The following is a 25,128-nucleotide window of genomic DNA, read 5'->3' on the forward strand; positions in this document are numbered from 1 at the left end:
GGCTCCATTGAATCTCACTGAACTTGTCCGTTCGTCGGGACCCAGGATCATCCTGGCGCTGGAGATCGCGATGGTTCTTGGGCTGGCGGTCCAGTCCTCGCGGCTGGTGTGGACGGTGGCTGTCCCCAGCGGCGCCTTGAAGGCTCGTCCCGTCGTGTCGCGTCCTCCCACCGACCTCGGCGTCCTGGCCAGCTTCGACGCGTTCGGCGCGCAAGGCGCGCCCGGCGCTTCGCCGGCCCAGGCGAGCTTCCGCCTGTTTGGCGTGCGCGCCGGCGGCGTCGGCGGCGGCTCCGCCATCATCGCCGGACCCGACGGCGTCCAGAAATCGTATGCCGTGGGCGACCCCGTGGCCGACGGACTGACCCTGGCCGCGGTCGCCGCCGACCATATCGAACTGTCCCGTGGCGGGGCGCGCATCACCCTTTCGTTCCCGGGAAACCCATGACCAAGGTCCATCGCCAGCGAACCTCGCTTCTGGCTATCGCCGCAGCCTTGGCCCTGGGCTGCGCCGTCGCGCCGACGACGCCCGTCCGCGCCCAGACCCAGGTGCTGAATGTCCAGGACGCCGACATCCGGGTGTTCATCCAGGACATCGCCAAGTCGACGGGGACGACGCTGCTGATCGATCCGCGCGTCAAGGGCACGGTGTCGGTCTCCAGCAACGGCGCCCTGAGCCGCCGCGAACTGTTCGAGGTGTTCCTGGCGACCTTGCGCGCCAACGGTCTGGTGGCGACGCCGGCCGGCGCGGGGACCTATCGAGTCGAGCCCGCCGACAACGCCGCGCGCCAGCCCGCCGCCGCCGGCGGCCAGTTCGCGACCGAAGTCTTTCGTCTACGGACGATAGACGCTGCCAGCGCGGTCGAGATGCTCAAGCCTCTGGTCGGTCCGCAGGGGCAGGTGGTGGCCAATCCGCGCGGCCAGGCCGTCGTGGTCGCCGACTACGCCGACAACGTCCGCCGGATTCGCGGGCTGCTGGCCCAGGTGGACCAGGACCGCGCGGCGGTCCACACCGTCACCCTGACCAACAGCTCGGCGCGCGAGATCGCCCAGGTGATCAACGACGTGCTGGCGACGCCCGGCGCGGACGGCAAGGGCGGTCGCGGCGCGGTATCCGTGGTCCCGGTCGAGAGCAGCAACTCGGTGCTGCTGCGCGGCGACGCCGACGCGGTCCAGCGCCTGCTGCCGATCATCGCCGATCTGGACCGACGCGCGGAGTCCAGCGACGATGTACGCGTCGTCTTCCTGCGCCACGCCAACGCCGAACAGATGCTGCCAGTGCTGCAGCAGTTGGTGGGCCAGACCAGCGGTGTCTCCCCCGGCATTTCGTCGCGCACCCTGGGCGCGTCGCGCGCCTCCGGATCGACCGGCGCGACGGGGAGTTCCAACGCCTCCGCGCCCATCGTCGGCGCCGTCCCGGCGGCCAGCAGCGCGACCGGCAAGCAGGTCAGCGTCGCGCGCTATCCGGGCGCCAACGCCCTGATCATCAACGCCCCGCCCGAGACCCAGCGCACCCTGGCCGAGGTCATCCGCCAGCTCGACATCCGTCGCGAGCAGGTCCTGGTCGAGGCCATCGTCGTCGAGGTGTCGGACAACACCGCCAAGCAGCTGGGCGTCCAGTTCCTGCTGGGCGGAGCCAACGGCACCGTGCCGTTCGTGGCCACCAACTACACCAACGCCTCGCCCAGCCTGCTGCCGCTCGTGGCCGCCGGGGCCGGGGCGGGTTCCAAGACGGGCGACTCGCAAGGCCTGACCTCCCTGCGCGACGCGGCGGTCAGCTCGCTGCTGACGGCCTCGGGCGTCACCTCGGGGATCTATGGCCGCAGCGGCGACGTGCTGTTCGCGGGGATCATCAACGCCGTGAAGAAGGACGCCGGCTCCAACGTCCTGTCGACGCCGTCGATCATGACGCTGGACAACGAGGAGGCCCGGATCCTGGTGGGTCAGGAAGTGCCGATCACCACCGGCGAGGTGCTGGGCGCCAACAACTCCAATCCCTTCCGCACGATCCAGCGCCAGAACGTCGGCGTTCAGCTGGAGGTCAAGCCGCAGATCAACGCGGGCGGCGGCATCACCCTGTTCCTGCGCCAGGAGGTCTCCAGTGTCGCGGGACCCGTGTCCGTCGGCTCGACCGAGCTGGTGATCAACAAGCGCGAGATCGAGACCACGGCCCTGGTCGATGACGGTGATATCGTCGTGCTGGGCGGCCTGCTGGACCAGAAGGACACCTCGTCGGTCCAGCGAACGCCGATCCTGGGCGACATCCCGGGTGTCGGCGCGCTGTTCCGCAGCACCGCCCGCGAGCGGGGCAAGACCAACCTGATGGTCTTCATCCGGCCGCGCATCATCCGCACCATCGACGACGCTCGCAACGTCACCGCGCCGCGCTACGACTACATGCGTTCCTTGCCGCCGATGACCGCGCCGGATGGCGACAATTCGCTGGACGCGGTCATGCGCGACTACCTCAACGCCGCGCGTCCCGTCGCGACGCCGCCGGCCTCGCCCGCGACGCCGCCGCGATGACGCCGATGCTCGCCTACGGCTTCGCCAAGCGCAATGGCGTGGTCTTGCTGTCGCTGGGCGAGCGGGCGCTCGTCGGCGTTCGGGCGGGCTATGACCCGACGGCGCTGATCGAGGTGCGCCGGTCGGTCGGCGTGCCGCTGTCCGTCGAGGTGATGGCGGCGCCCGCTTTCGATCGGAAATTCTCGGAGGTCTATGCCGGCGCGGGTCTGGCCTCGGCGTCCAGCGCCGACAGCCTGAACCTCGAGGGCGGGCTGAACTCGCTGCTCGAGGATATCCCGGCGGCGGCGGACCTTCTGGATCCGCAGGACGACGCGCCGATCATTCGGCTGATCAACGGCTTGATCGCCGAGGCGGTCCGACTGGGGGCCTCGGACATCCACATCGAGCCCTTCGAGCACGCGCTGATCGTGCGGCTGCGCATCGACGGCGTGCTGCGCGAGGTGCTCAGCCTGTCGCCGCGGATCGCCGCCATGCTGGTGTCGCGGGTCAAGGTCATGGCCAAGCTGGACATCGCCGAGAAGCGCCTGCCGCAGGACGGGCGGATCTCGCTCGCCTTGGGCGGCAAGAGCCTGGACGTCCGCGTCTCGACCCTGCCGGCCCGCATGGGTGAGCGGGTGGTCATGCGGATCCTGGACAAGGATCAAGCCGGCCTGCGTCTGACGGACCTGGGCATGTCGCCGGGGGTGCTCAGCGCGCTGAACGGCGCCGTGCGCGAGCCGCATGGCATCATCCTGGTCACGGGCCCGACGGGCTCGGGCAAGACCACCACGCTGTATGCGGCCCTGGCGGTGCTGAACGACAACAGCCGCAACATCCTGACCATCGAGGACCCGGTCGAATATGCCGTGCACGGCATTGGCCAGACCCAGGTCAACACCAAGGTCGGCATGACCTTCGCCGCCGGCCTGCGCGCTATTCTCCGCCAGGACCCGGACGTGATCATGGTCGGCGAAATCCGCGATTCCGAGACCGCCCAAATCGCGGTCCAGGCCAGCCTCACCGGCCACCTGGTGCTGTCGACGGTCCACACCAACGACGCCGCCGGCGCGGTCGTGCGCTTGCGGGACATGGGCGTCGAACCGTTCCTGCTGGCCTCGACCCTGCGCCTGATCATCGCCCAGCGCCTGGTGCGCCGCCTCTGCGAGCATTGCCGCGCGCCGGAGCCCGCCGACCCGTCCGCCGCCGCCCTGGCCGGGATCGCGCCGGGCCAGATTCACTATCGAGCGGTCGGCTGCGCCCATTGCGGCCACACCGGCTATCAGGGGCGGCTCGGCCTCTACGAGGCCATCCGCGTCGATGATCGATTGCGCCGGCTGATCGGCCAGAACGCCAGCGAGCAGGAGATCACCGCCGCCGGGCTGGGCGCGACCCTGGGCGAGGAAGCCCGCCGCTACATCCTGGACGGCCTGACCACCGTCGAGGAGGCCTTGCGGATCACGGGGGCGGGGGCGCGCGATGGCGACGTTTGACTATGTCGCGATGGACCTGGCCGGACGCACCCGCGAAGGGCGGGTTCGCGCCAGCGACGAGGCCGAGGCGGTCGTCCAGCTGGAGCGGCGCCGTCTGGCGCTGGTCCGGATCGCGCGCGTCACCGCCAAGCCCGCCGATCGCTTGGCCGTGGGGTTCGGCGCGGGCCTGAGCGCCAAGGACCGCTCGATGTTCACGCGTCAGCTGGCGACGCTGACCACGGTCTCGACCCTGGAAGAGGCGCTACGGACCCTGGCCGCCCAGGCCGACAAGCCGAAGCTGCGGCAGATCATCGGCCAGGTGCATGGCGGCGTCCTGGAGGGCCACCGCCTGTCCGACGCCCTGTCGCGTCCCCCCAAGGCGTTCCCGCCGCTCTATCGGGCCATGGTCGCGGCCGGCGAGACCTCCGGCGCCCTGCCGACGATCCTGGAGCGTCTGGCCGACCTGCTCGAACAGCAACAGAAAGTGCAGTCCAAGGTCACGACGGCCCTGGTCTATCCCATCGTCCTGGCCGTGGTGGCCTGTCTGGTGGTCGCCGCCCTGATGATCTTCGTGATCCCCAAGGTGGTCGAGCAGTTCGACTCCATGGGGCAAACCCTGCCGCTGCTGACCCGCATCGTCATCGCCGTGTCGAACGGACTAGCACATTTCGGCTGGCTGATCGCGTTGCTCGCGATCGCCGCCGTGGCGGCCTTCCTGCGCGGCCTGCGTCATCGTCCCTTCAAGCTGGCGGTGGACCGGACCCTTCTGGCGACGCCGCTGCTGGGCAAGCTGATCCGCGACGTGCACGCCGCGCGCCTGGCCCGCACTCTGGCCACCATGATCGCCAGCGGTCTGCCGCTGTTGGAAGGGCTGATGCTCACGGCCGGCACGGTGCGCAACGCCGTCCTGCGGGAAGCCATGGACGGCATGGTCGCGGCGATCCGTGAGGGTGGAGCCCTGTCGACGTCCATGCGCCGCGCCGAGGTCTTTCCGCCGGTGCTCGTCTACATGACCGCCAGCGGCGAGGCCAGCGGGCGGGTGGAGGCCATGCTGATGCGGGCCGCCGACTATCTGGAGCGGGAGTTTGACACCTTCACCTCCACGCTCCTGAGCTTGCTGGAGCCGGCGATCATCGTCGTCCTGGGGGGCGTGGTGGCCATGATCGTGCTGTCGATCTTGCTCCCCATCCTCCAGATCAACACCCTGGCCTTGAAGTAGGAGGCGCAGCCATGCCGAACCCCGATCAACAGAAGAACCGTCGCCGGGCGCGACAAGCCGGCTTCACCCTGGTGGAGATGATGGTCGTCATCGTCATCCTGGGCATCCTCGCCACCGTGGTCGCGATCAATGTGCTGCCCAGCCAGGACAAGGCCATGAAGGGCAAGGCGCGCGCCGACGTGGCGGTGCTGGAACAGGCGCTGGAGGCCTATCGCCTCGACAACTTCGCCTTCCCGACCAACGAGCAGGGCCTGGAGTCGCTGGTCACGCCGCCGCCCGGCCTGAACCAGGTCGACCGCTATCGCGAGGGCGGCTACATCCGCCGCCTGCCCAAGGACCCGTGGGGCAATCCCTACCAGTACCGCGCGCCGGGCGCGCACGGGGCGATCGATGTGTTCTCGTTCGGCGCGGACGGCCGCGAGGGCGGGGAAGGCAAGGACGCCGACATTGGCAATTGGAGCTAGCCCCGCGCGAGCCCTGACGCCGCGCGCCGCGCGGTCCGGCTTCACCCTGGTCGAGATGATGGTCGTCCTGGTCATCGTGGGGCTGCTGGCCACCGCGGTGATCCTGACCCTTCCGAACGGCCAGCTGTCGCTGGCGCGGGAGAGCGAACGCTTCGCCGCCCGTCTGCTGCGGGCGCGCGAGGAGTCGCTGCTGGTCAATCGTCAGGTCCGCGTGAGCGTGTCCTCCACCGAGTACCGCTTCGACATCCGCGACGGGCGCGACTGGCGCGCGCTGGACAAGGCGCCGTTCTCGCCGATGGTCTGGGAGCCCGACACCCATGTGGCGGCAAGCGCTGGCGAACCCGTCGTGGTCTTCGAACCGACCGGTCAGGCCAGCGGCGCGGAATTCACCCTGGGGCGCGGCGGCGCGGACGACTATGTGGTCAGCGTCGACATCGCCGGAAATGTTGCCGTCAATGCCGCGCGCGCGCTCTGAGGCGGGGTTCACCCTGATCGAGCTGCTGGTCGCCCTGGCGATCTTCGGCATCGCCGTATTGGCCCTGCTGAACCTGGCGGGGGAGAACACCCGCGCCGGTCAGCAACTGGAGGACCGGATCGTGGCCGAGGTCGTGCTGGACAACCGGGCGATCGAGGCGGTGACCAGCGCCACGCCCCCGGCGCTGGGCCGCACGGCCGGGGCCGAGCAGGCCGCCGGACGGACCTGGCTGTGGACGCGCGGCGTCAGCCGCACGGCCGATCCCAAGATCCTGAGGGTCGACATCCTGGTCACCACGCCGCGCTCGCGCCGGCCAGCGGCGGCCGCGACCGTGTTCAGGGCCCTGCCATGAAGGCCAATGGGTTCACCCTGATCGAGATGATGGTGGCGCTGTTCATCTTCGCGCTGATCACGGCCGCGGGCGTGGCCGTGATGAGTTCGACCCTGACGAACCAGACGCGGGTGCGAAACCACGTCGAACGCTACGCCGAACTGCAGCGGACACGGGCCATCCTCAAGGCCGATCTGTCCCAGGCCGCCACGCGCCGGACGCGCGGCGAGGACGGGCAGCCGGCCCTGACCGCCTTCGCCGGCGTCAACCCCTATGTCGTGGACGGGCCCCTGCTGGCGCTCACGCGCCGCGGCTACGAGAACCCCGATCTCGCGCCGCGCGCGTCGATGCAATATGTCGAATATCGGCTGGTCGAAGGGCGGTTGGAGCGCCGCGCGCGGCCGGCCCTGGACGGCGCCCGCCTGGGCCCGGCGCAGGTGATGCTGACGGGCGTCGAGAGCATCCGCTCGTCTTACCTCCTGGATGGCGTCTGGCGTGACGGCTGGCGCGGCGATCCCACCGGCGATATCCCGGTCGCCGTGCGTCTGGACATGAAGCTGGAGGACCTGGGCGAGATCGACCAGCTGTTCCTGACCTCGGGGGAAGGGCGATGAAGCGCGCGCACGAAGAGGGCGCGGCGCTCCTGACCGTGTTGCTGCTGGTGGCGGTCATCTCGGTCATCGCCGTCGGCGTGCTCGACGATATCCGGTTCGGAACGCGACGCGCCTTCAACGCCCGTATCTCCGACCAGGCCCACTGGTACGCCCTCGGGTCCGAGCAACTGGCGCGCGCGCGTATTCTTCAACTGCTGGACCGCGACCAGAACAAGACCACGCTGGAAGGCGGCTGGAACGGGCGGGCGATCTCGTTCCCGATCGAGCAGGGCCAGATGCAGGCCCGGCTCACCGACGCCACGGGGTGCTTCAACCTCAACAGCGTGGTGGTGGCCAATCAGGGCGAGCCGTTCCGCCGCCGCGAGCTGGGGGTACGGCAGTTCGCGACCCTGCTGACCCAGCTGGGGGTCGGCGGCGGTCAGCAACTGGCCGAGGGCCTGGCCGAGTGGATGGATAGCAACGACGTCGGCGACGCCGACGCCGAGGATCCCGGCTACGCCAGGCTGCCCCAGCCCTATCGGACCGCTGGCGGACCTCTGGCCGAGGTCAGCGAGCTGCGCGCCATCCGCGGCTTCACCCCGGCGGTCTACGCCGCCATCCGGCCCTATGTCTGCGCGCTGCCGACGACCGACCTTTCGCCGATCAACCTCAACACCCTGTCGCCCGAGCGCGCGGTGCTGCTGACGGCCCTCACCGAAGGGCGCATCGACCGTGGCGCGGCGCGTCAGGTGCTGGACGCGCGCCCCGCGAACGGCTGGTCCGACGCCCAGGCCTTCTGGGGGCAGCAGGCCCTGCTGGCCAATCCGCCCGGTGACGAGGTGCGCAACCAGGTGCGCTTCCGCACCCTCTTCTTCGCCTTGGACAGCCAGGTCGTCTTCGCGGACATGCCGGTGTTCATGACCTCCCTCTTCGAAGCCCGCGCCACCAAGGATGTCGTCCTGGTCGCGCGACGTTGGACCGCCGACGAATGACCTCAACGCGACTTCTGTTCATGCCGCCCGAGCCGGACGCGCCGCTCGAAGTGCTAGACGTCACCGGCGGCGGCGTCAGCCGGTGGACGCTGGCGCCCGACGAAGGCCTCGACGGGCCGGTCACGCTGGTCGTGCCCGGCGCGGAGACGACGGCGCGGTGGATGGACCTGCCGACCGGAAGCCCCGCGCAGGCGCGGTCCGCCGTCGCCTTCCGCCTCGAGGACGAGGTGGCGCTGGGCGGCGGCGACCTGCACATCGCCGTCGGCGACGTCGATGCGGACGGCCGCACGCTAGTGGTTTGGACGGCGCGCGAGAAACTGCAGGCCTGGCTCGAGCTGGCGGCGGCGCGGGGCGCCACGGCGGTGGCGGCCCTCCCCGACTATCTGCTGCTGCCCGACGGTCAGGACGGCGAGCTGGTGGTGGCCGAGCTGGGCGAGCGAATGGCGCTTCGCGAGCCGGGCGGCGCCATGACTGTGGAGCCCGACCTCGCCGCGCTGTTGATCGAGAACCGACCGCACCGGCTGATCCCGGCCGCGGACCTGGACCGATGGCTGGCGGCCGGGGCCCGAGCGCCGCGGATCAACTTGTTGCAAGGCCGGTTCGGTCGCCGCGACCAGACCACGGCGCCGGGGCCGCGTCGTCTGGCGATCCTGGCGGCGGCGCTGGTGATCTCGCCGCTGATCGTGCTGGCGACCCAGATCATCCATGACGTGCTGACCGCTCAGGCGATGGAAAAGCGGGCCACGGCCCTGGCGGTGTCGCTGGTCCCGCAGGCGGCGCGCTACGAGAACGCGGCGGGTTATGCGCTGTCGCGCCTGGCGGCGGCGCGAGGCGGCGGTGGGTTCAGCGATCTCGTCGCGGTCTACTTCACCATGATCCAGTCGACGCCGGGCGTACGGTTGGACAGCCTGGTCTACGGCGAGGAGGGCGTGATCCGGTCGACGATCGACTACGTCAACGCCTCGGACATGGACCAGCTGCGCGCCGCGGCCAAGCGCCTGCGCCTGGAGTTGACCGAGCAGAGCACCGTCGCCGAGGGCGGGCGGATCACCAGCGATCTGGTCATCAGGAGACAGCCATGAACGGTCGCATGGAAGCCGCTGTTCAGTGGTGGCTGTCGCGCTCGCCTCGCGAACGGGTGATGCTCGGCCTCATGAGCGTCGTGCTGCTGGCCGTGATCGGTTGGTACGGCGTGGCCATGCCTCTCAAGAGCCTGTCGAAGTCGTCGCGCGAGCGGGTCGAACTGGCCTCGACCCGGCTGGGGGAGCTTCGCTCCTGGGCGTCGGCGCGTCCCGCCTCGGCGACGACGTCGCGCGAGGGCACGGCGCAGAGCCTGGTCGAGGCCGCCGCCGGCAAGGTTGGGGTGTCGATCGCCCGCCGACGTCAGGACGCCAACGGCCGCTTCACCATCTGGGTCTCCACGATCGACGCCAGGGCGCTGCTGCCGTGGTTGGCGTCGCTGGAGCGCGACGGCGGCGTGGCGGTGACCGACTTCACCGCGTCGCGCCTCGACAACGGCGCGGTGGAAGCTGAAATCACCTTCGCGAAGGCGTCCCGATGAGCAACCGCGCCCTGATCGCCCTTCTGGTGATCCTCACCCTGGTGATGACGGCGGTGCTGACGCCGATGCGTCTGCTGGTCTCCGATCTGGTCGGTTCGAGCCTGGCCGGTGTCTCGGCGGTTAGTGGCACGGTCTGGAGCGGACGGCTCCGGGACCTGACCGTGGTCGGCGCGCCGCTGGGCAGCTGGCGCGCGGGGCTGGACCCGCTGGCGCTGCTGGGCGGCGGTGTCAAGCTGAGCCTAAGGCAGGACAAGGCCGGGTCGGACCAGAAGGCCAAGCTCTTGTTGGCCGGACGCGACAGGGGCGTCGACCACTTGACCCTGCTGACGCCAGTCGACCTGACCGCGATCGGCTTGCCGGTGGCCGGCGACATCGCCTTCCAGGACGCCGCCGCCGTGTTCCGCGAGGGACGCTGCGCCAAGGCCGGCGGCGAGGTCCGCGTGAGGCTGACAAGCGAGGGGCCATTGCGGGGAAGCGCGCTCAAGGGAACGCCCGTATGCCGGGGAGAAGCGTGGACGGTGGCCCTCGTCGGCCAGGCGCCGGGCTCGACGCTGAATCTGACCTCGCGCGTCAACGGCGCGGGCGGGTTTCAGCTGGAACTGGCGGTCGCCACCACCGATCCCGACATGCTCCAGGGACTGATGGCCACCGGCTTCACCCGCGACGCCTCGGGTGTCCGGCGCACGATCGACGGGTGGCTGTTCGGACCACCCAAGAGCTCAGCGAAGCAAGGTGTGAAGCGGGCCCCATAACCAGGTCAGCCAGGCGCCGATCGCCAGGAAGGTCCCGAACGGCAGCTTCTTGTCCTCCGCCAGTCGGCGTCGGGTGATCAGCATCGCCGCCGCCACGCTCAGTCCCGCCAGACTGGCCCAGACGAGGACCGAGGCCAGGCCCTGCCAGCCGACCCAGGCGCCGATCGCGCCCAGCAGGCGCGGATCGCCGCCGCCGAGGCCGTCGCGTCCGCGCGTCCGCTTGTAGAGCCAGGCGATCAGGCCAAGCACGCCATAGCCGACCGCCGCGCCCGCCAGCGGCGCCCAGTAGGGGGCGTCGGTCAGCGCGATCGTCACCACGGCGCCGGCCAGGCCAAGCGGCAGGGTCAGGAGGTCCGGCAGCCAGAGGTGTTCGGCGTCGATCACCGCGATCAGCAGAAGCTGCCAGCCCAGCAGGGCCGTGGCGGGAATGAGCCAGCCGGTCTGGGTCGCGAAGCTCCAAACCGCGATCAGCAGGCAGCCGACCTCGAACAGCGGATAGCGCACCGGTATGGCGGCTCCGCAGGTTCGACAACGGCCCCGGAGCGCAAGGTAGCTGAAGAGCGGCGCGAGGTCGGTGACGCCCAAGGGGCGATGGCAAGCGGAGCAGGCGGACCGCGAGGCGACCCAGGCTCGTCCCGCCGGAAGACGAAGGCTCAGCAGGCCGATGAAGCTGCCGAAGAAGGGGCCAAGAACCAAGGTCGCAACGCCCGGGAAGTCTTTTATGGTCAAGAGGTAAAACTCGCGTTGGCCGCTAGACCCAGAGCATGAACTCAATGATCTAGCTTGCCTTGTACCTCATTTCGAGGGAGCGCCCGCAGCATTGCAAAATCTAAGAATTTTCTGAAAGGAGGCGTCTACTCTACCCGTGGCGCCTGATCGGCTTCGCGCCCCCCGGACAAGGCAGTGTTCCATATCACCTCCAGAGCGCGGAGGTGATAGTAATCGCTCCACGGAGTACTCCACAAAACGCTCCACGGTGCTCACCCTCGAAAGCCCGGAACCGTCAATAAAATCAAGCTCGGACGCCTTCTCGAAGGCCACGGGAACTCCGCGGCCCTCGAGTCAAACATCTAGAGGACGCTAGGCCTTGACCTCGTGCTTCACGGTCCCGCCGAGGAACATGTAGGCGATGCCCGTACTGATGAAGTTGAAGCCGATGATCACGCCCAGCGAGATCAGCGAGGTTCCGGGCAGGCCCGAGACGATGGCGAGCGACAGAAGGATGCTCGTCAGGGCCGACACCAGCATCCAAACCCAGCCCTTCGCGGGGCGCAGCTGGACCGCCAGCATCATCTCGAACGCGCCCTGGACCATGAACAGCGCGCCAAGGCAGATGGTGAGGCCAAGCGCGCCGACATCCGGGCGCATCAGGATGAAGACGCCGCCCGCGATCGACAGGAGCGAACTCAGGAGCGCGCCGAAGAACGGGCCGGCCGCGCGGATCGAGAAGGACGCGAACAGCGTCGTCAGGCCGAAGATCATGACCAGCCAGCCCACGAAGACGGTGGCCACCAGGGTCGAAAGGACGGGGAACACCAGCGCCGCGACGCCGATCGCCAGCAGCGCGCCGCCGAGCCACATCAGGTGGTTGGCCCCTTTTCGGATTTGAACACCAAAGGGACTTTCGAAATGCGGGGTCGTCATGGCTTTGCTCCTCTTGATCATGCACTGCGGCCGCGGCGCCTAAGGCTTCCAAGCCGACGGATGCGCCGACCCCGACCGGGATCCATCCGAGGCCCCAGAGTGCGCGCCGCACGCGACCGTACATTGATCGCCGTCAAGCCTCACCACGGTGACTCGCATGCCGCGGTGCGCCAAGGCGTGCGAGCGGCACGGGGCGGCTTCATGGTTCGGCCCCGCCTTCCGGACGCGGCCTGCGCGCCAACCCCCGCGCCCCGCCGCTCGTCAGGAGCGCCACGTCGGTGAGAAGAGCCAGCGGACGCAGGCCCGGCGGCGCGGCCAGGAAGATGGGCCGCCACTCGGGACCGAACTTGTCCTTGTAGGCCCGCAGGCCCTCGAAGCCGTAGAGCCCCTCGCCGGCATGGTAGATCCACCGCTCGATGCGCCGGGACCAGGAGTCCACGCCGCTCATCTCAAGCCCGGCCAGCGGCGCCATCCCGAGCTCAAAGCGTCCATAGCCCTGGTCGCGGCCCCAGGCGATCAGCTCAATGAACAGGGCGTCCATGGCGCTCGATGGCCCGTCCCGGCGCGCCCGCATCAGGTCCACGCCGAACTTCGAGCGATCCGGGGACGCCACGATATTGGCGAAAGCCACCACGTCGGCTCCCTGCCGCAGCACCGCGATCGGGAAGTTGTTGAGGTAGCCGAGATCGAAGGCTCCCAGGCTGAAGCCCTTTTCCGCGCCCGCGTGCGCCGAAAGCCACTCGTGCGAGACGTTCGCCAGCGCCGCCCACGGCGTCGCCGGATCGCCCAGCGCGAAGACCTCGAACACCAAGCCGTGGCGCAGGGCGCGGTTGCGAGCCAGGCGCAGGTCCTGCTTGTCATGACCCTTCAGGTCAAAGCGCGCGACATCGACGGAAGCGCTCTCACCAATTTTGACGGGCAGGAAGCCCGCGGCCACGAGATCCGCCAGGCTCTCTTCCTCCACGGCGTAGAACACGGGATGCGCATCGTGTTCATCGGCCGCCGCGGCGAAGGCCTCGATCGCCGCGGGGCGGTCCTGGGTCGGTCCGACCGGGTCGCCCATGGCGATCCAACGCCCCGCGCGCGGCCGGTACATCACAAAGCTGCGGCCCGAAGGCGAGAAAATCAGCGCCTTGTCGCCCATCAGGACCAGAAAAGCGTCACAGGAGACATGGCCCGCGTCAAGGATGATGGACTTGGCGCGCTCAAGCGCCTGGGGTTCCGGACGCGTGAAACCGGGCCGAGCCGCGCGGAGCAGACTCCAGACCGCCGCGATCAGCGCCATCGCCGCCAGGGCCGCAGCCAGGGCCAGCGCGCCGGAGCGTCCCGTCGTCACGGCCAACGACCACCACGGACGGCCCAGGGCCTGCGCGTCCGCCGCGACGATGCGGGCCAGGATCCAGGCCGCCGCGCCCGAAAGCGCGATCGCCGCCAACCACTCCGGCGAGGCCAGGTCGCGGGTCAAGACCGAGCGGCGATCGAAGGCGAAGCGACAGGGCGCCAGCAAGAGCGCCAGGGCCAGCAAGGGGCCGGCCGAGATCCAGCCAAACCCCCGCCAGAGTTCGCCGACGGCGCCGGCCAGCAGCAAGGCCAGGCTCGCATAATAGGCCGCCTCCCGCCGGCGCCAGAGCGCCTGGGCCAGAACCAGCAACAGCGCGCCGGTGACGCTCGACATCAGGGCCGAGCGCGGGAGCTCGGCGCCCATCTGGAGCGACGCCAGCCGAATGGGCGCGTTGGCGGCGGCGAGCAGCAGGGCCGCGCCGAGATAGAACGTCAGGGCGGCGAAGACGGTCGGCGCGGAGATCGCCGCGACAACCTTCAGCTCGGCGCGCCGGGCGCCGCGCAACCCGCGGACCAACTGAGCCGCGCACAACCCCGCGGCGGTGATCATCAAGGGTCCGACCGCGTAGACCAGTCGGTAGACGATCAAGGCCGCGGCCGTCTCGTGGGCGACGGCGAAGCGGTGGCTCAAGCCCAGCACGATGGCGTCGAATACGCCAACCCCTCCGGGCACGCCCGAGACCGCGCTGACGACCGAGCCGAACACGAAGATGGCGAGAAAGGGCAGGAAATCGGCGACGGCGGCGCCGGGCAGCAGGACGAACAGCGCCAGGCCCGAGAACACCCAGTCGGCGACGCCCCCGCCAAGCGCCAGCACGCCCAGCCTGCGCGGCGGGGTGAGCGGTCTCAAGCCCGGCAGAAACCATAGCCTGTCCGGCAGCCGCACGAACCACAGGGCGCCCAGCGAAACGAGCAAGACGCCCAGCGCGCGGTAAGCGAGCGGAAGGTCGCCGACAACCAGCAGGGCGATCCCGGCGGTCACCAGGCCGCTGAGGGTCACGGCAAGCCCGGCCAGCACGCTCACCGCCGCCGCCTCAGCGGTATTCAGTCCCCACGGGCGGTAAAAGCGGAGCCGGGCCGCCGCGCCTGTCGCCATGCTGAAGCCCAGGCCGTTGGACAGGGCGTACGCGACGAAGGTCACCAGCCCGATACGAGGCGCGGAAAGACGGCGCCCGACAGTGCGCAGCGCCCACCATTCCGAAACGGCCAGGCAGCCATAGCTCATCGCCGTGGCGACGATGGCCCAAAAGAACGCCGACGGTCTCGTCGCGCGCGCCGCGTCGACGACCGCCGTGAGCGACGATCCCCGAAGCTCCCGCCCGAGCAGCCATAGGGCCGCCAGGAACACGGACGCGGCGAACGCAATCTTGAAAACTCGGCCACCGAGCATCGTCCGCGCGGCGCGGGCGACGATGGAAACCGCCGACCATCTATTCGCCCTGGCGGCGCTCGCGCTTGCAGTCATGCGTTTATTTCCCTTGCCGATCGACTACGATCGCCCGACCTCCGCGCATTGACACACAACAACATGAACGGCGAAAGCGGCAGGCCGACGCCGTGACGGACGAGGTGGAACTCCGCGCCGATCGCCGCCTTTGGCGGATGCGCGAGGCGAGGAATTGGTGGGACTCTAAGGCTGGTGTTCTCCGCCCGCCCGCGTTAGCAGACCGCCCATGATCCGCCTCGACAACATCTCCAAGCAGAACGGCCACCAACTCCTGTTCATCGAAGCCTCGATGGGCGTCCAGAAGGGCGAGAAGGTCGGGCTTGTCGGCCCGAACGGCGCCGGCAAGACGACTCTGTTCCGCATGATCACCGGTCAGGAGCAGCCCGACGACGGTCTGGTCGTGATCGATCCCGGCATGAAGATCGGCTATTTCAGCCAGGACGTCGGCGAGATGTCGGGCCAGAGCGCGGTCGCCGCGGTGATGGACGGCGTCGGTCCCGTCAGCGCGCTGGCCGCCGAGATGGCGACGCTGGAAGCGGCCATGGTCGATCCCGACCAGGCCGACAAGCTGGACGCCATCATGGAGCGCTATGGCGAGGTGCTGGAGCGCTTCCAGGAATTGGACGGCTATGCGCTGGAGGCGCGGGCGCGCGAGGTGCTGGCCGGCCTGAGCTTCAGCCAGGAACGCATGGACGGCGATGTCGGAATGCTGTCCGGCGGCTGGAAGATGCGTGTGGCGCTGGCCCGCATCCTCCTGATGCGGCCCGATGGCATGTTGCTGGACGAACCCAGCAACCACCTGGATTTGGAAAGCCTGATCTGGCTTGAGGCCTTCCTCAAGAACTATGAGGGCGCCCTGCTGATGACCTCGCACGACCGCGCCTTCATGAACCGCATCATCGGCAAGGTGGTGGAGATCGACGCGGGAACGTTGACGAGCTACTCCGGCGACCTTGATTTCTACGACCAGCAGCGCGCGCTGGGCGAGGCGCAACGCCAGGCGCAATACGAGCGCCAGCAGGCCATGCTGGCCAAGGAAATCAAGTTCATCGAGAAGTTCAAGGCGCGCGCCTCGCACGCCGCCCAGGTCCAGAGCCGGGTGAAGAAGCTCGACAAGATCGAACGCGTCGAGGCGCCGCGCCGTCGCCAGTCGGTGCAGTTCGAGTTCCAGAGCCCGCCGCGGTCGGGCGACGACGTGATCAGCCTGCGCAATGTCCACAAGGGCTACGGCGCCCAGCCGATCTACGAGGGGCTCGATTTCCTGGTGCGCCGCAAGGAACGCTGGTGCGTCCTCGGCGCCAACGGCGCCGGCAAATCGACCCTGCTGAAGCTGGTGGCGGGCGACACCAAGCCCGACCAGGGCGCGGTCAACATCGGCGCCAGCGTCAAGATGGGCTATTTCGCCCAGCACTCCATGGACCTGCTGGACGGCGAAGAGACGATCTTCGAGTCGCTGGAGCGCTCGTTCCCGCAGGCGGGGCAGGGGAGCTTGCGCACCCTGGCGGGGTGCTTCGGCTTCTCCGGCGACGATGTCGAAAAGCCCTGCCGGGTCCTGTCCGGCGGCGAGAAGGCGCGTCTGGTCATGGCCAAGATGCTGTTCGATCCGCCGAACCTGCTGGTGCTCGACGAACCGACCAACCACCTGGACATGGCGACCAAGGAGATGCTGGTCGCGGCCCTGGCGGACTTCGAGGGCACCATGCTGTTCGTCTCGCACGACCGCCACTTCCTGGGCGCCCTGTCGAACCGTGTGCTGGAACTGACGCCCGAGGGCGTCCACCAGTACGGCGGCGGCTATACCGAATATGTCGCCCGCACGGGCCAGGAAGCGCCGGGGCTGCATCCGGGCGGGTAGCGGCGAGGCCGTGCGGGGCGATCACATTCGTCCACGATCGATCGTGATCGCCCGCCCGGTTTAGATTTCCTCCATCGCTCCGACGCCGCCCGCCGGATTGGAGGGAACCCGGTAGGATTTCAGGACGAACCGCTCGTAGTTCCGCTCGAGAACCGTGGTCACGCCGATCAGGTCGATCCGGACGTCGTCGGCCCGCAAGGTGACCAGCCCGTATCCCTTCGTCAGATGCTGGCAGAAACGGACCTCCGGGCAGGCCTTTGAAAAGGCCGGCCCAAGCTCGACGTCGCCCAACATGTTGCCGAGACTGCTGCTGGTGATGGCGGTGACCCCGAGCTCGGCCGCCACGCGTCGATCTTGGGCGTCGTGCAGTTCATTGACCCAGAAGGCGTGGCTGTCGCCCGACAGCACCAGAGGTCGGCTCCCCGTCTCCACGAACATCCGGTTCATGCGATCACGCGCGGCGGGATAGGCGTCCCAGCCGTCGAATTCGAACGGAACATCGCTCGGCAGCGTCGCCAGTTGCTCGAGCCAGGGACGCAGGAGGGGCGTCACCTGTTCAAAGGCCCGCGCCCAGCCCTCTTTTCCCAGGAAGCCGGCGATGTCGGCGCCCGTCGTGTGCCCCATCACCACCTGATTGCCGACCACCTGCCAGCGCTTTCCAGCCTTGACCGACTCCGCCAGACGATCGCGCAGCCAGGCCTCCTGCGCATGGCCATAGACGCTGCGGTCGGGCCGGGACATGGAGCGGCGGATGGAATCGGCGTCCACCCTGACGCCATAGGGCGCGGCCACGGGCCGACCCTGGCTGAACGCGGTCAGGATCTTCCGCTTGAGTTCGGGATCGGTGACCAGAGCCGGCTGGTCCGGAACGGTCAGGTCCACCGCGTTCCAGGTCACATCGTTGGGATCGCGCAGGTTGATCTGGCGATCGCGGCCGAGAAAACGATTTTCGACCATGATCAGGGTCGCCAGATCGCCCAGTTCAAAGGTGCGATTGATCGCCAGCGGCGATGCGCCCGGTTCAGGCTCCCGAATGGGGATCCACTCATAGAAGGCCCGCACGGCGGCGTCGCGACGATCGCTCCATACGCCTTCGTCGGGCTGATGATTCTGCGCCCCGCCGCTCCAGGAGTCATTGGCGGTTTCGTGGTCGTCCCAGACGCAGATCCAGGGCGCTCGCGCATGGGCCGCCTGGAGATCGGCGTCCAGCTTGTAGCAGGCGTGCCGCTCCCGGTAGTCGGCGAGGGTGCGGGCCTCGTGCGCGGGGGTGGGCGCGCGGCCGATTTTCTGCCCGATGCTCATGCCGAGTTGGTCGGGGCCGCCGCCGTATTCGTAGATGTAGTCCCCTAGATGCAGAACGACATCGACGCGATCGAGGTTGGCGATGTCACGGTAGGCGTTGAAGAATCCGGTCGAATACAGCGCGCAGGAGGCGACGGCGAGGACCATTTCCGACACGGAGCCGACCGGAAGGGTGCGCGTGAGGCCGACGGGGGAGATCCGGTCGCCGACGCGGAAGCGATAGCGATACTCGGTGTTCGGCCGCAGCCCCGCGACATCGACCTTGACGGTGAAGTCGCGGGCGGCGGTGGTCGTCGCCGTGCCGCGTCGGACCACCTTCCTAAAGTCGGCGTCCGTCGAGACCTCCCAATCCACGGACACCGCCGCGGCGTCGGGGCGCGAGGGCGTGGCGCGGGTCCAGAGAATGACCCGATCGCGCAGGGGATCGCCGGAGGCGACCCCGTGCAGGAAATTCGCGGGCTCCTCGGAGCGCGCGGTGGCGTTTCCCGCGGTCGCCGCATAGGCGGCCGCGCCAACGAGGCCGAGGGCGGCGCGTCGATCAAGCTTCATGGTTCTGGTTCCCTAGGGGGGGGCGGTGACCGTCGCGCGCGACGCTCCGGTCACCGCCGATGCGTCAGAAGTGAGCGCTGACTTCGAACCGCACGGTGCGGCGAGGTCCCGTGATGAAGGTCGGCATGCCGAAGGAGTCGCCCGTGTTCCCGCCGTCGACGATGTATTTCTCGTCCAACAGGTTTTCGCCCATGACCGCGAACGACCAGGGGCCGGATGCGGGGGTCAGGCCGAGCCGGATGTTCAGGAGGCCGAAGGCGTCCTGGTATTCATCGACCGTCTTGTCCGAGAACACCGCGCGCGAGCGGACCTGAAGGTCGGAGCGATCGTTGTCGTCGGAGAAGAAGATCTTCGATTGCCAGCTGTAGACGGGGGTGAGCGACAGCTCGCCCAGGCGCGTCGAAACCGAGGCGTTGACGCCGAGCGCGAACTTGTTGTCCGGGCTGTTGCGGAAGCTGTTGCCGTCATAGGCGCCGCCGTTGAAGCGCGCGTGATTGTAGGCGTAGCTTCCGAACACCGACAGACCGTCCGCCAGTCGCCAGGTCGCCTGGGTCTCGAAACCGGTCGCCTTGGCCTTGCCCGCGTTCACGGGCTCCAGGCGGTCGCCATTGCGCTGGAAGGTCTGAAAGTTGGAATAGTCGAAGTGGTAGATCGACGCGTCGCCGAACAGCGCGCCGTTGAAGAGGCGATATTTGATCCCCGTTTCGGCGGACGCCAGTTCTTCGGCGGGCAGTATGTTGACGGCGCCGGAGGCGGTCAGGTCGACGCTCTCCGGGCGTTTGCCGATCCCGTAGACCGCGTAGACATTCACGGTCGGCGTCACCTGATAGCGTAGCCCGGCCCGTCCCGTGGCCAGGTTGGAGGCGTGGTCCCCCGTGACGATCCCGCCGGCCGGCGTCAGGGTCATCAGCAGCGCGCCCCCGGTCAGGCGGGATACGCCTTTGGGCGTCGTGACCTGCATGGACACCGCCTTGTCGTCCCAGGTCAGGCGTCCGCCGACAAAGGCCTGGAGCTTGTCGGTGAGATGGAACGTTCCATCCGCGAACAGGTCATAGGTTTCGATGTCCGCCGTCTGTCGCCGGCGATCCAGGTGGAAAGGCTTGTAGTTGGCCGCCGCCGAACCGAGCGCCGCGTTGATCTGGCTGTTCGTCAGGCCGTTGGGCGCATATCGGTGCAGCGTGCCCGAAAACAGCAACGCCATGGCGCGCTCGTCGGCGCCGAGGTCCGTCTGCTGGGAATTGCTGGCGTTGAAATAGCTGGCGCCGACGAAACCTTCGAAGATCCCGTTACGTCGAATGTTGAGGCGCAATTCCTGGGAGAACTGTTCCCCGTCATTGCAGAGGTCGTAGGCGATGATGTTGGTGGGCGTACCGTCGATATCGCCCGCCTGACAGGCCTTGTACCAGCGATACCCGCTGATCGACGTCAGGTCGAAACGCTCGTTCAGAGTCAGGTCGGCGGTCCCGCTGAGGCCGACGATCTTCCGTCGGCTGTAGTCCGCCGCCATGTCGCCGAACGTACCAAGGTGGGTCGGCGTCCAGAAACGCAGGTCGCCCTCGACCGCGCCGGTCTGTTGGTTGCGGGGAACGAAGACGTTGGACTTGAAGGCGCCGCCGCTGTCGGTGTCGTCGCGGTCGTATGTTCCCGAGAACCGGAATTTGAAGGCGTCGGTGGGCGCGTAGCGAGCCGTCAGTCGATAGGCCTGGCCGTCGACATTGTTATAGGTTCCGCCCTGGGTGTTCTTCAGGAAGCCGTCTCGCTGACGCTTCAGCGCCCCGATGCGAAGGCCGAAACTCTCGTTCACCGGAAGATTGGCCACGGCCTGCGCCAGCCGCTGACCATGGTCGCCCAGTCCGGCGCGAACTTCGAAACCGAGCGTGTCGGTCGGCATTTTCTGAAAGGTGGAAATCCCCCCGTTCAAGGCCGAGCGACCGTGCAGGGTCGATTGCGGGCCCTTTTCGACCTCGACGCGGTCAACATCGAACATCTCGCCATAGCCAGAAGCGATCTGCGTGATCGGCACGCCGTCCTGAAAAAGGGCGACCCGCGGCTCGGCCGCCGGCGACGTATCGTCCGAGGTGATGCCGCGTAGCGAAATCCCCGGCAGCAGGCGGTCCTGCAGCTGGATGACCAGGCCCGGCGTCAGCTGGGCGATCCTGTCCAGCTCCGTCACCCCCAGCCGCTCCAGGGTCGCGCCGTCATAGGCGCTGATCGACATGGGCACTTCCGAGATGCGTTGGGTGCGCTTCTGCGCCGTGACGATGATATCGCCCACGGTCGCGACATCGTCATGAGCAGGCAGCTCCTGTCCAAACGCTTGTCCAGCGCCCAGCGCGCTGACGCTGCAGCAAAGAGCCAGACGAAAGGCCGAAAAAATTCCTTGTGCCGACATAAGCGCCCCTCCCTAAAAGTTATTGAGCAGGGGCTTAATCGCAGGTGATTATGACGTCAACATAACAGTTGTCCTAATTTTGGAAGCGAGATGCCGCCGATTTCCCCTTACGGTATCGAACGGTTGTCTAGTCCTTGTGGCGCGCGATCAGCCAGCTCAGCAACAGGTCGCGGCGGTCGTCGCCGTCCACACCGGACAGGATTGTCTGTCCGGTGGCGACCAGCGAAGCCGTCTGGCCGTCGAGGGCGTCGAGACCGGAATAGCCTCTGGATCTCAAGAGGCGGACATAGTTGACGCCACGCCAGCGGCGCTGATCGATGACATAGGGCGACAGCGCCGGGTCCCGGGCGGCGGCCAGGACCACGGCGAGTTCCCCGCGCGCGACAGCCTGGCCTCGCCACAGGATCGGATCAACGCCGGGCGGCGCGGGGGGCGGATCGCCACGCCCATCGGCGATCAGATAGACCCCGCTGATCGCCGCCTTGAACAGGTCCGCCGCGGTCCTGAAATAATAGCCCACGGCCGAACGGGACAGACCGGCGCGCTCGGCGACCGCCCTGTGGGTGAGCGCTTCGGCGCCGCTATCGACCAGAACATGGCAGGCGGCGAGGGCGGCTTCGCGCCTTGGACCTGGCCCCATGGCGTCCGCCGCCACATCGCCCACCGGCAGGCCCAGGCGCCGATCCATGCGCCGCACCAGCCGAGAGAACAGCGGTTCGCGCCCGATGCCGTCGCGTTCCAGCCGGCTGGACAGTCGGTCGATCGCCATCCGGCGCAGCAGCCGATAGTCGAGGTCGTCGCCCACGACCAGGCCGTTGAAGCCCTCGTCCGTGACATAGGCGGCGGCCAGGCCCGCCCAGATGGCCGGGGCCTCGATGCGCCCCTCGAACAGTCGCGTCCAAAAGGCCCGGCGCTCGGCCAGCCACGGCGTCACCTGGGCGGCGACCTCGGCGTCGCGCGGCGCCCGTAGCGCCAGGTCCATCCAGATCAGTTGCGTCAGGCGCGCCTCGCCTTGGACCATGGCGTCGAGATACTGCTCCAGGATGGCGGCCAAGGCCTGGCGATCCAGGCGTTCAAGGCCATCCAGGCGTTCCAGCCATTCGTCGTGCCAGCGTTGGTCGCGAAGCCGTTCGCGCGCGACGACCTCGCTCAGGATGTCGGCCTTGGCGCCGAGATGGTAGGCCAGGGCGCCCGATGTCGCGCCCACGGCGTCGCCCAGGCGACGGAAGCTCATCGCGCGCAGGCCGCCATGGGCAAGCTCTCGCCGAGCCGCCTCGATCAGGCGATCTACCTGGGGCTCCGGGGTGGTAGCGGCGTCGGGTGGTCCTGAAGTCATGACTTTTCTATAGCGTGAGCCCGCCCGCGAGCCTCAATAGATCGCGTCGCAAAAAATGGGCGGGAAAAGGTTTTTGCGCGCTGGCTTCGCGGCGACGCTGAAGGCGGCGCGTCAGGTTTCGGCGGATCCGATGCGTTTCGCCGGATGGGCCGTGGGCGGCCTAACCCGGAGACGGACTGGAGAAGGCGCGGACCCGTGACGGATATCGAAGCCCAGGAGGCCTTGAAGGCGATGTTCCAGGCGGTGGTCGACGCCGCCTCCCCAGGGCTTTGCCTGCCGCCGCATCTGCCTGCGCCGCCCAAGGGGCGTACGATCGTGGTCGGCGCGGGCAAGGCCGCCGCCGCCATGGCCGCCGCTCTGGAAGCTCACTGGGAGGGCCCGCTCGAAGGGCTGGTGATCACCCGTTACGGCCACGGCGCGCCGTGCCAGCGCATCACGGTCGTCGAGGCCGGGCACCCGGTCGCCGACGCGGCGGGCCTGGCCGCGACCGCCGCCATGATCGCGCTGCTGAAGGGCCTCACCGCCGATGATCTGGTGGTGTGCCTGCTGTCGGGCGGCGGCTCGGCGCTGCTGGCCGCGCCCGCGCCGGGACTGACCCTGGCGGACAAGCAGGCCATCACGCGGGAACTGCTGCGCAGCGGCGCGGCGATCGACGAGATCAACTGCGTTCGCAAGCATCTGTCCGCGGTCAAGGGCGGCCGGCTGGCGCTGCTGGCCGCGCCGGCGCGTGTCGTGACCCTGGCCATCTCCGACGTGCCTGGCGATGACATCTCGACGATCGCCTCGGGGCCGACCGTTCCCGACCCGACGACGCGCCAGGCGGCGTTGGCGATCCTCGAGCGCTGGCGGATCGCCATCCCCGACCGTGTCCGGGCCTGGTTGGATGACCCCCGCAGCGAAACGCCCAAGGCCGTCCCGGATGCGCGAACGGCGCTGATCGCACGCCCTCGCGACGCCCTGAACGCCGCGGCGCGGGCGGCCTCCGAAAGAGGGCTGACTCCCGTCATCCTGGGCGATGCGATCGAGGGCGAGGCCCGGGGCGTCGCCGCCGCCCAGGCGTGGCGAGCCCTGGAGATCGCCGCCGGGCGCGGCGAGGTCGCGCCGCCCTGCGTGCTGCTGTCGGGCGGCGAGACGACCGTGACGGTCACGGGCGGCGGCCGAGGCGGCCGCAACGCCGAATACCTGCTGGCCCTGGCGGTCGCCCTGGACGGCCGGGCCGGAATTCACGCCCTGGCCGCCGACACCGACGGTGTCGACGGCTCCGAGGACAACGCCGGGGCGATCCTCTTTCCGAGCAGTCTGGCGCGCCTCTCGGCCCTGGGACTGAACGCCGCCGAGCGTCTGGCCGACAACGACGGATACGGCGCCTTCGCCGCCCTCGGCGACCTGCTGGTCACCGGTCCTACTCGCACCAACGTCAATGACTTCCGGGCGATCCTGATCGACGCCCCGTCCTCGGAGGGCTCGCGATGACCGAGCGGCGTTGCGAACGTCTCGCAGAACGTCCGTATGTCTTGCCTGGGGTCGGATTTGCTCCCAAGCTCCCCGCATCTGGCCTTGTTGCGGATGGGCGCTGCGCGTCCGCGCGGGACCGCCAGGAGGGGCCCCCGTGCTGAAACGTCTCCTAGTCGGAACGCTGGCGATCGTGGTCGTCGGCCTGGTGGGCTTCGGGGTCTTCGCCTGGCGCCCGGCGATCGACAAGATCGCGCCGCCCGCGCCGTCCAGCTTCGCGCCTGAACTGGTCGCGCGCGGCGCGGTGCTGGCCGGGGCCGGCTATTGCTCGACGTGCCATACCACCAAGGGCGGCCAGCCGTTCGCCGGCGGTTATCCGATGAAGACGAGCTTCGGCGCGATCTACTCGACCAACATCACCCCCGACCCGAAGACCGGGATCGGAACCTGGTCCGAGGCGGCCTTCCGCCGGGCGATGCACGAGGGCGTGGCCCGCGACGGCGCCCACCTGTTCCCGGCGTTCCCTTACGACCATTTCACCAAGCTGTCGGACGCCGACGTCTCGGCCCTCTACGCCTATATGATGACCCGGCCGGCGGTGGACGCGCCCGCCAAGCGCAACAGCGTCCCCTTCCCACTGAACATCCGCGCGCTGCAGGCCGGATGGAAGCTGCTGTTCTTCAAGCCCGGCCGCTTCGAGCCCGACGCGTCCAAGAGCGCCGAGTGGAACCGCGGCGCCTATCTGGCCGAGGGCGTCAGCCACTGCGGCGCCTGTCACACGCCGCGCAACGTCCTGGGCGCCGAGAAGCACGACAAGGCCTTCGCCGGCGCGGCCATCGACAACTGGATCGCCCCGCCGCTGACGGCCGCCAATCCGTCGCCCGCGCCCTGGGACCAGGCCGAGCTTGTCGCCTATCTGCGCACCGGGATCAGCCGCTATCACGGCGTCGCCGCCGGCCCCATGGCGCCGGTGGTCCACGATGGACTCGTCACGCTGCCCGACGCCGACATCCAGGCCCTGGCGGTCTATTTCGCCGACCGCGACGGCGCGGCGAGTCGAGCCTCGACCCTGGCGCCGGCCCTGCAACGCGCGGCCGCCGCCAACCGGCTCAACGTCGGTCCGCAGAACGATCCGTCGGCGCGGCTCTACACGGCGGCCTGCGCGTCCTGCCACTACAACGGCGCGGGCCAGCCCAATCCGCTGCGGCCGGACCTGGCCCTCAACAGCGCCGTCAATCTGGACGACCCGACCAACCTGATCGAGGTGGTGTTGTACGGGATCAGCGTGAAGGATGGAGCGCCAGGGGTCGTGATGCCCGGCTTCAACCGCTTCAGCGACGCCGACGTCGCCAAGCTGGCCGCCTATCTGCGCGCCACCCGCACGGACAAGCCCGCCTGGCCGAACCTCGAGAAGAAGGTCGCGGCGATCCGCGCGCAGGGAAAGTGAGCCAG

At 68.8% G+C, this 25,128-nt stretch carries 22 protein-coding genes; 16 read left to right on the top strand and 6 right to left on the bottom strand.

The window, feature by feature from the left end; all coding sequences use genetic code 11:
• Nucleotides 1-70: 70 nt before the first annotated feature.
• The 12 genes from AC1RNC_RS01110 to gspN are packed head-to-tail and all read left to right on the top strand — an operon-like array spanning nt 71 to nt 10,358.
• Entirely contained in the window at nt 71-445 is a 375-nt protein-coding gene (locus AC1RNC_RS01110) for a type II secretion system protein N (RefSeq protein WP_492882995.1), read from the top strand.
• Nucleotides 442-2,523, top strand: coding sequence for a type II secretion system secretin GspD (gene gspD, locus AC1RNC_RS01115; protein ID WP_492882997.1), 2,082 nt, complete (start codon nt 442-444; stop codon nt 2,521-2,523). The genes AC1RNC_RS01110 and gspD overlap by 4 nt, the downstream gene beginning before the upstream one ends.
• Nucleotides 2,520-3,992 (top strand): type II secretion system ATPase GspE, encoded by a 1,473-nt coding sequence (gene gspE / locus AC1RNC_RS01120; RefSeq protein WP_492882999.1) that lies wholly within the window; start codon nt 2,520-2,522, stop codon nt 3,990-3,992. Before gspD ends, gspE begins: the two co-directional genes overlap by 4 nt.
• Nucleotides 3,979-5,190 carry a type II secretion system inner membrane protein GspF gene (gene gspF / locus AC1RNC_RS01125; RefSeq protein ID WP_492883001.1) on the top strand — a complete coding sequence of 404 codons (1,212 nt, stop codon included), beginning with the start codon at nt 3,979-3,981 and terminating at the stop codon, nt 5,188-5,190. The genes gspE and gspF overlap by 14 nt, the downstream gene beginning before the upstream one ends.
• 11 nt (nt 5,191-5,201) lie before the next feature.
• The gene (gene gspG, locus AC1RNC_RS01130; protein ID WP_492883002.1) at nt 5,202-5,654 is read left to right on the top strand and encodes a type II secretion system major pseudopilin GspG; all 453 of its coding nucleotides are present in this window, start codon (nt 5,202-5,204) and stop codon (nt 5,652-5,654) included.
• Nucleotides 5,638-6,129: a GspH/FimT family pseudopilin gene (locus AC1RNC_RS01135; protein ID WP_492835380.1), complete on the top strand. Its 492-nt coding sequence runs from the start codon at nt 5,638-5,640 to the stop codon at nt 6,127-6,129. Before gspG ends, AC1RNC_RS01135 begins: the two co-directional genes overlap by 17 nt.
• Nucleotides 6,098-6,481, top strand: coding sequence for a type II secretion system minor pseudopilin GspI (gene gspI, locus AC1RNC_RS01140; RefSeq protein WP_492883005.1), 384 nt, complete (start codon nt 6,098-6,100; stop codon nt 6,479-6,481). The genes AC1RNC_RS01135 and gspI overlap by 32 nt, the downstream gene beginning before the upstream one ends.
• On the top strand, nt 6,478-7,074 hold the full coding sequence (gene gspJ, locus AC1RNC_RS01145) for a type II secretion system minor pseudopilin GspJ (protein ID WP_492835376.1): 597 nt from the start codon (nt 6,478-6,480) through the stop codon (nt 7,072-7,074). Before gspI ends, gspJ begins: the two co-directional genes overlap by 4 nt.
• On the top strand, nt 7,071-8,045 hold the full coding sequence (gene gspK / locus AC1RNC_RS01150) for a type II secretion system minor pseudopilin GspK (protein WP_492883007.1): 975 nt from the start codon (nt 7,071-7,073) through the stop codon (nt 8,043-8,045). Before gspJ ends, gspK begins: the two co-directional genes overlap by 4 nt.
• Entirely contained in the window at nt 8,042-9,127 is a 1,086-nt protein-coding gene (gene gspL, locus AC1RNC_RS01155) for a type II secretion system protein GspL (protein ID WP_492883009.1), read from the top strand. Before gspK ends, gspL begins: the two co-directional genes overlap by 4 nt.
• Nucleotides 9,124-9,606 carry a type II secretion system protein M gene (locus tag AC1RNC_RS01160; RefSeq protein WP_492883011.1) on the top strand — a complete coding sequence of 161 codons (483 nt, stop codon included), beginning with the start codon at nt 9,124-9,126 and terminating at the stop codon, nt 9,604-9,606. The genes gspL and AC1RNC_RS01160 overlap by 4 nt, the downstream gene beginning before the upstream one ends.
• Complete coding sequence (gspN, locus tag AC1RNC_RS01165) at nt 9,603-10,358, top strand: type II secretion system protein N (RefSeq protein WP_492883013.1); 756 nt, start codon at nt 9,603-9,605, stop codon at nt 10,356-10,358. Before AC1RNC_RS01160 ends, gspN begins: the two co-directional genes overlap by 4 nt.
• Here the strand turns inward: gspN and AC1RNC_RS01170 are convergent.
• The 3 genes from AC1RNC_RS01170 to mprF all read right to left on the bottom strand — a co-directional run bounded on the left by AC1RNC_RS01170 (nt 10,326) and on the right by mprF (nt 14,691).
• Nucleotides 10,326-11,132 (bottom strand): prepilin peptidase, encoded by an 807-nt coding sequence (locus AC1RNC_RS01170; RefSeq protein ID WP_492883015.1) that lies wholly within the window; start codon nt 11,130-11,132, stop codon nt 10,326-10,328. The two genes, gspN and AC1RNC_RS01170, sit on opposite strands and share 33 nt — an antisense overlap.
• A 306-nt stretch (nt 11,133-11,438) precedes the next feature.
• The gene (locus AC1RNC_RS01175) at nt 11,439-12,002 is read right to left on the bottom strand and encodes an HdeD family acid-resistance protein (protein WP_492883017.1); all 564 of its coding nucleotides are present in this window, start codon (nt 12,000-12,002) and stop codon (nt 11,439-11,441) included.
• A gap of 199 nt (nt 12,003-12,201) precedes the next feature.
• Nucleotides 12,202-14,691: a bifunctional lysylphosphatidylglycerol flippase/synthetase MprF gene (gene mprF / locus AC1RNC_RS01180; protein WP_492883019.1), complete on the bottom strand. Its 2,490-nt coding sequence runs from the start codon at nt 14,689-14,691 to the stop codon at nt 12,202-12,204.
• Here mprF and AC1RNC_RS01185 point away from each other — a divergent pair.
• Together AC1RNC_RS01185 and AC1RNC_RS01190 are read left to right on the top strand one after the other, a co-directional pair.
• Nucleotides 14,573-14,860 carry a hypothetical protein gene (locus AC1RNC_RS01185; RefSeq protein ID WP_492884410.1) on the top strand — a complete coding sequence of 96 codons (288 nt, stop codon included), beginning with the start codon at nt 14,573-14,575 and terminating at the stop codon, nt 14,858-14,860. The genes mprF and AC1RNC_RS01185 overlap by 119 nt on opposite strands.
• 156 nt (nt 14,861-15,016) lie before the next feature.
• Nucleotides 15,017-16,645 (top strand): ABC-F family ATP-binding cassette domain-containing protein, encoded by a 1,629-nt coding sequence (locus AC1RNC_RS01190; protein ID WP_492835360.1) that lies wholly within the window; start codon nt 15,017-15,019, stop codon nt 16,643-16,645.
• A gap of 60 nt (nt 16,646-16,705) precedes the next feature.
• Here AC1RNC_RS01190 and AC1RNC_RS01195 read toward each other — a convergent pair whose 3' ends face one another.
• The 3 genes from AC1RNC_RS01195 to AC1RNC_RS01205 all read right to left on the bottom strand — a co-directional run bounded on the left by AC1RNC_RS01195 (nt 16,706) and on the right by AC1RNC_RS01205 (nt 22,224).
• Nucleotides 16,706-18,496 carry an alkaline phosphatase D family protein gene (locus AC1RNC_RS01195; RefSeq protein WP_492883020.1) on the bottom strand — a complete coding sequence of 597 codons (1,791 nt, stop codon included), beginning with the start codon at nt 18,494-18,496 and terminating at the stop codon, nt 16,706-16,708.
• Nucleotides 18,497-18,560: 64 nt separating this feature from the next.
• Nucleotides 18,561-20,771 carry a TonB-dependent receptor gene (locus AC1RNC_RS01200; RefSeq protein ID WP_492883021.1) on the bottom strand — a complete coding sequence of 737 codons (2,211 nt, stop codon included), beginning with the start codon at nt 20,769-20,771 and terminating at the stop codon, nt 18,561-18,563.
• Between the two features lie 244 nt (nt 20,772-21,015).
• Nucleotides 21,016-22,224, bottom strand: coding sequence for a TetR family transcriptional regulator (locus tag AC1RNC_RS01205; protein ID WP_492883022.1), 1,209 nt, complete (start codon nt 22,222-22,224; stop codon nt 21,016-21,018).
• Between the two features lie 195 nt (nt 22,225-22,419).
• On the opposite strand from AC1RNC_RS01205, the gene AC1RNC_RS01210 reads away from it, so the two are divergent.
• Together AC1RNC_RS01210 and AC1RNC_RS01215 are read left to right on the top strand one after the other, a co-directional pair.
• Nucleotides 22,420-23,697, top strand: a complete 1,278-nt coding sequence (locus AC1RNC_RS01210) for a glycerate kinase type-2 family protein (protein WP_492883024.1) — start codon at nt 22,420-22,422, stop codon at nt 23,695-23,697.
• A 136-nt stretch (nt 23,698-23,833) separates the two neighbouring features.
• Nucleotides 23,834-25,123, top strand: a complete 1,290-nt coding sequence (locus tag AC1RNC_RS01215) for a c-type cytochrome (RefSeq protein ID WP_492883026.1) — start codon at nt 23,834-23,836, stop codon at nt 25,121-25,123.
• The last annotated feature ends 5 nt before the right edge of the window (nt 25,124-25,128 follow it).

The organism is Caulobacter sp. GW822-FHT01G02 (genome assembly GCF_058802865.1).

What these genes read in the sequence shown, in the direction of transcription:
- AC1RNC_RS01110 (WP_492882995.1), top strand. Translation starts at nt 71, where the DNA reads ATGGTTCTTGGGCTGGCGGTCCAGTCCTCGCGGCTGGTGTGGACGGTG.
- gspD (WP_492882997.1), top strand. Translation starts at nt 442, where the DNA reads ATGACCAAGGTCCATCGCCAGCGAACCTCGCTTCTGGCTATCGCCGCA.
- gspE (WP_492882999.1), top strand. Translation starts at nt 2,520, where the DNA reads ATGACGCCGATGCTCGCCTACGGCTTCGCCAAGCGCAATGGCGTGGTC.
- gspF (WP_492883001.1), top strand. Translation starts at nt 3,979, where the DNA reads ATGGCGACGTTTGACTATGTCGCGATGGACCTGGCCGGACGCACCCGC.
- gspG (WP_492883002.1), top strand. Translation starts at nt 5,202, where the DNA reads ATGCCGAACCCCGATCAACAGAAGAACCGTCGCCGGGCGCGACAAGCC.
- gspI (WP_492883005.1), top strand. Translation starts at nt 6,098, where the DNA reads ATGTTGCCGTCAATGCCGCGCGCGCGCTCTGAGGCGGGGTTCACCCTG.
- gspJ (WP_492835376.1), top strand. Translation starts at nt 6,478, where the DNA reads ATGAAGGCCAATGGGTTCACCCTGATCGAGATGATGGTGGCGCTGTTC.
- gspK (WP_492883007.1), top strand. Translation starts at nt 7,071, where the DNA reads ATGAAGCGCGCGCACGAAGAGGGCGCGGCGCTCCTGACCGTGTTGCTG.
- gspL (WP_492883009.1), top strand. Translation starts at nt 8,042, where the DNA reads ATGACCTCAACGCGACTTCTGTTCATGCCGCCCGAGCCGGACGCGCCG.
- AC1RNC_RS01160 (WP_492883011.1), top strand. Translation starts at nt 9,124, where the DNA reads ATGAACGGTCGCATGGAAGCCGCTGTTCAGTGGTGGCTGTCGCGCTCG.
- gspN (WP_492883013.1), top strand. Translation starts at nt 9,603, where the DNA reads ATGAGCAACCGCGCCCTGATCGCCCTTCTGGTGATCCTCACCCTGGTG.
- AC1RNC_RS01175 (WP_492883017.1), bottom strand. Translation starts at nt 12,002, where the DNA reads ATGACGACCCCGCATTTCGAAAGTCCCTTTGGTGTTCAAATCCGAAAA.
- AC1RNC_RS01190 (WP_492835360.1), top strand. Translation starts at nt 15,017, where the DNA reads ATGATCCGCCTCGACAACATCTCCAAGCAGAACGGCCACCAACTCCTG.
- AC1RNC_RS01195 (WP_492883020.1), bottom strand. Translation starts at nt 18,496, where the DNA reads ATGAAGCTTGATCGACGCGCCGCCCTCGGCCTCGTTGGCGCGGCCGCC.
- AC1RNC_RS01205 (WP_492883022.1), bottom strand. Translation starts at nt 22,224, where the DNA reads ATGACTTCAGGACCACCCGACGCCGCTACCACCCCGGAGCCCCAGGTA.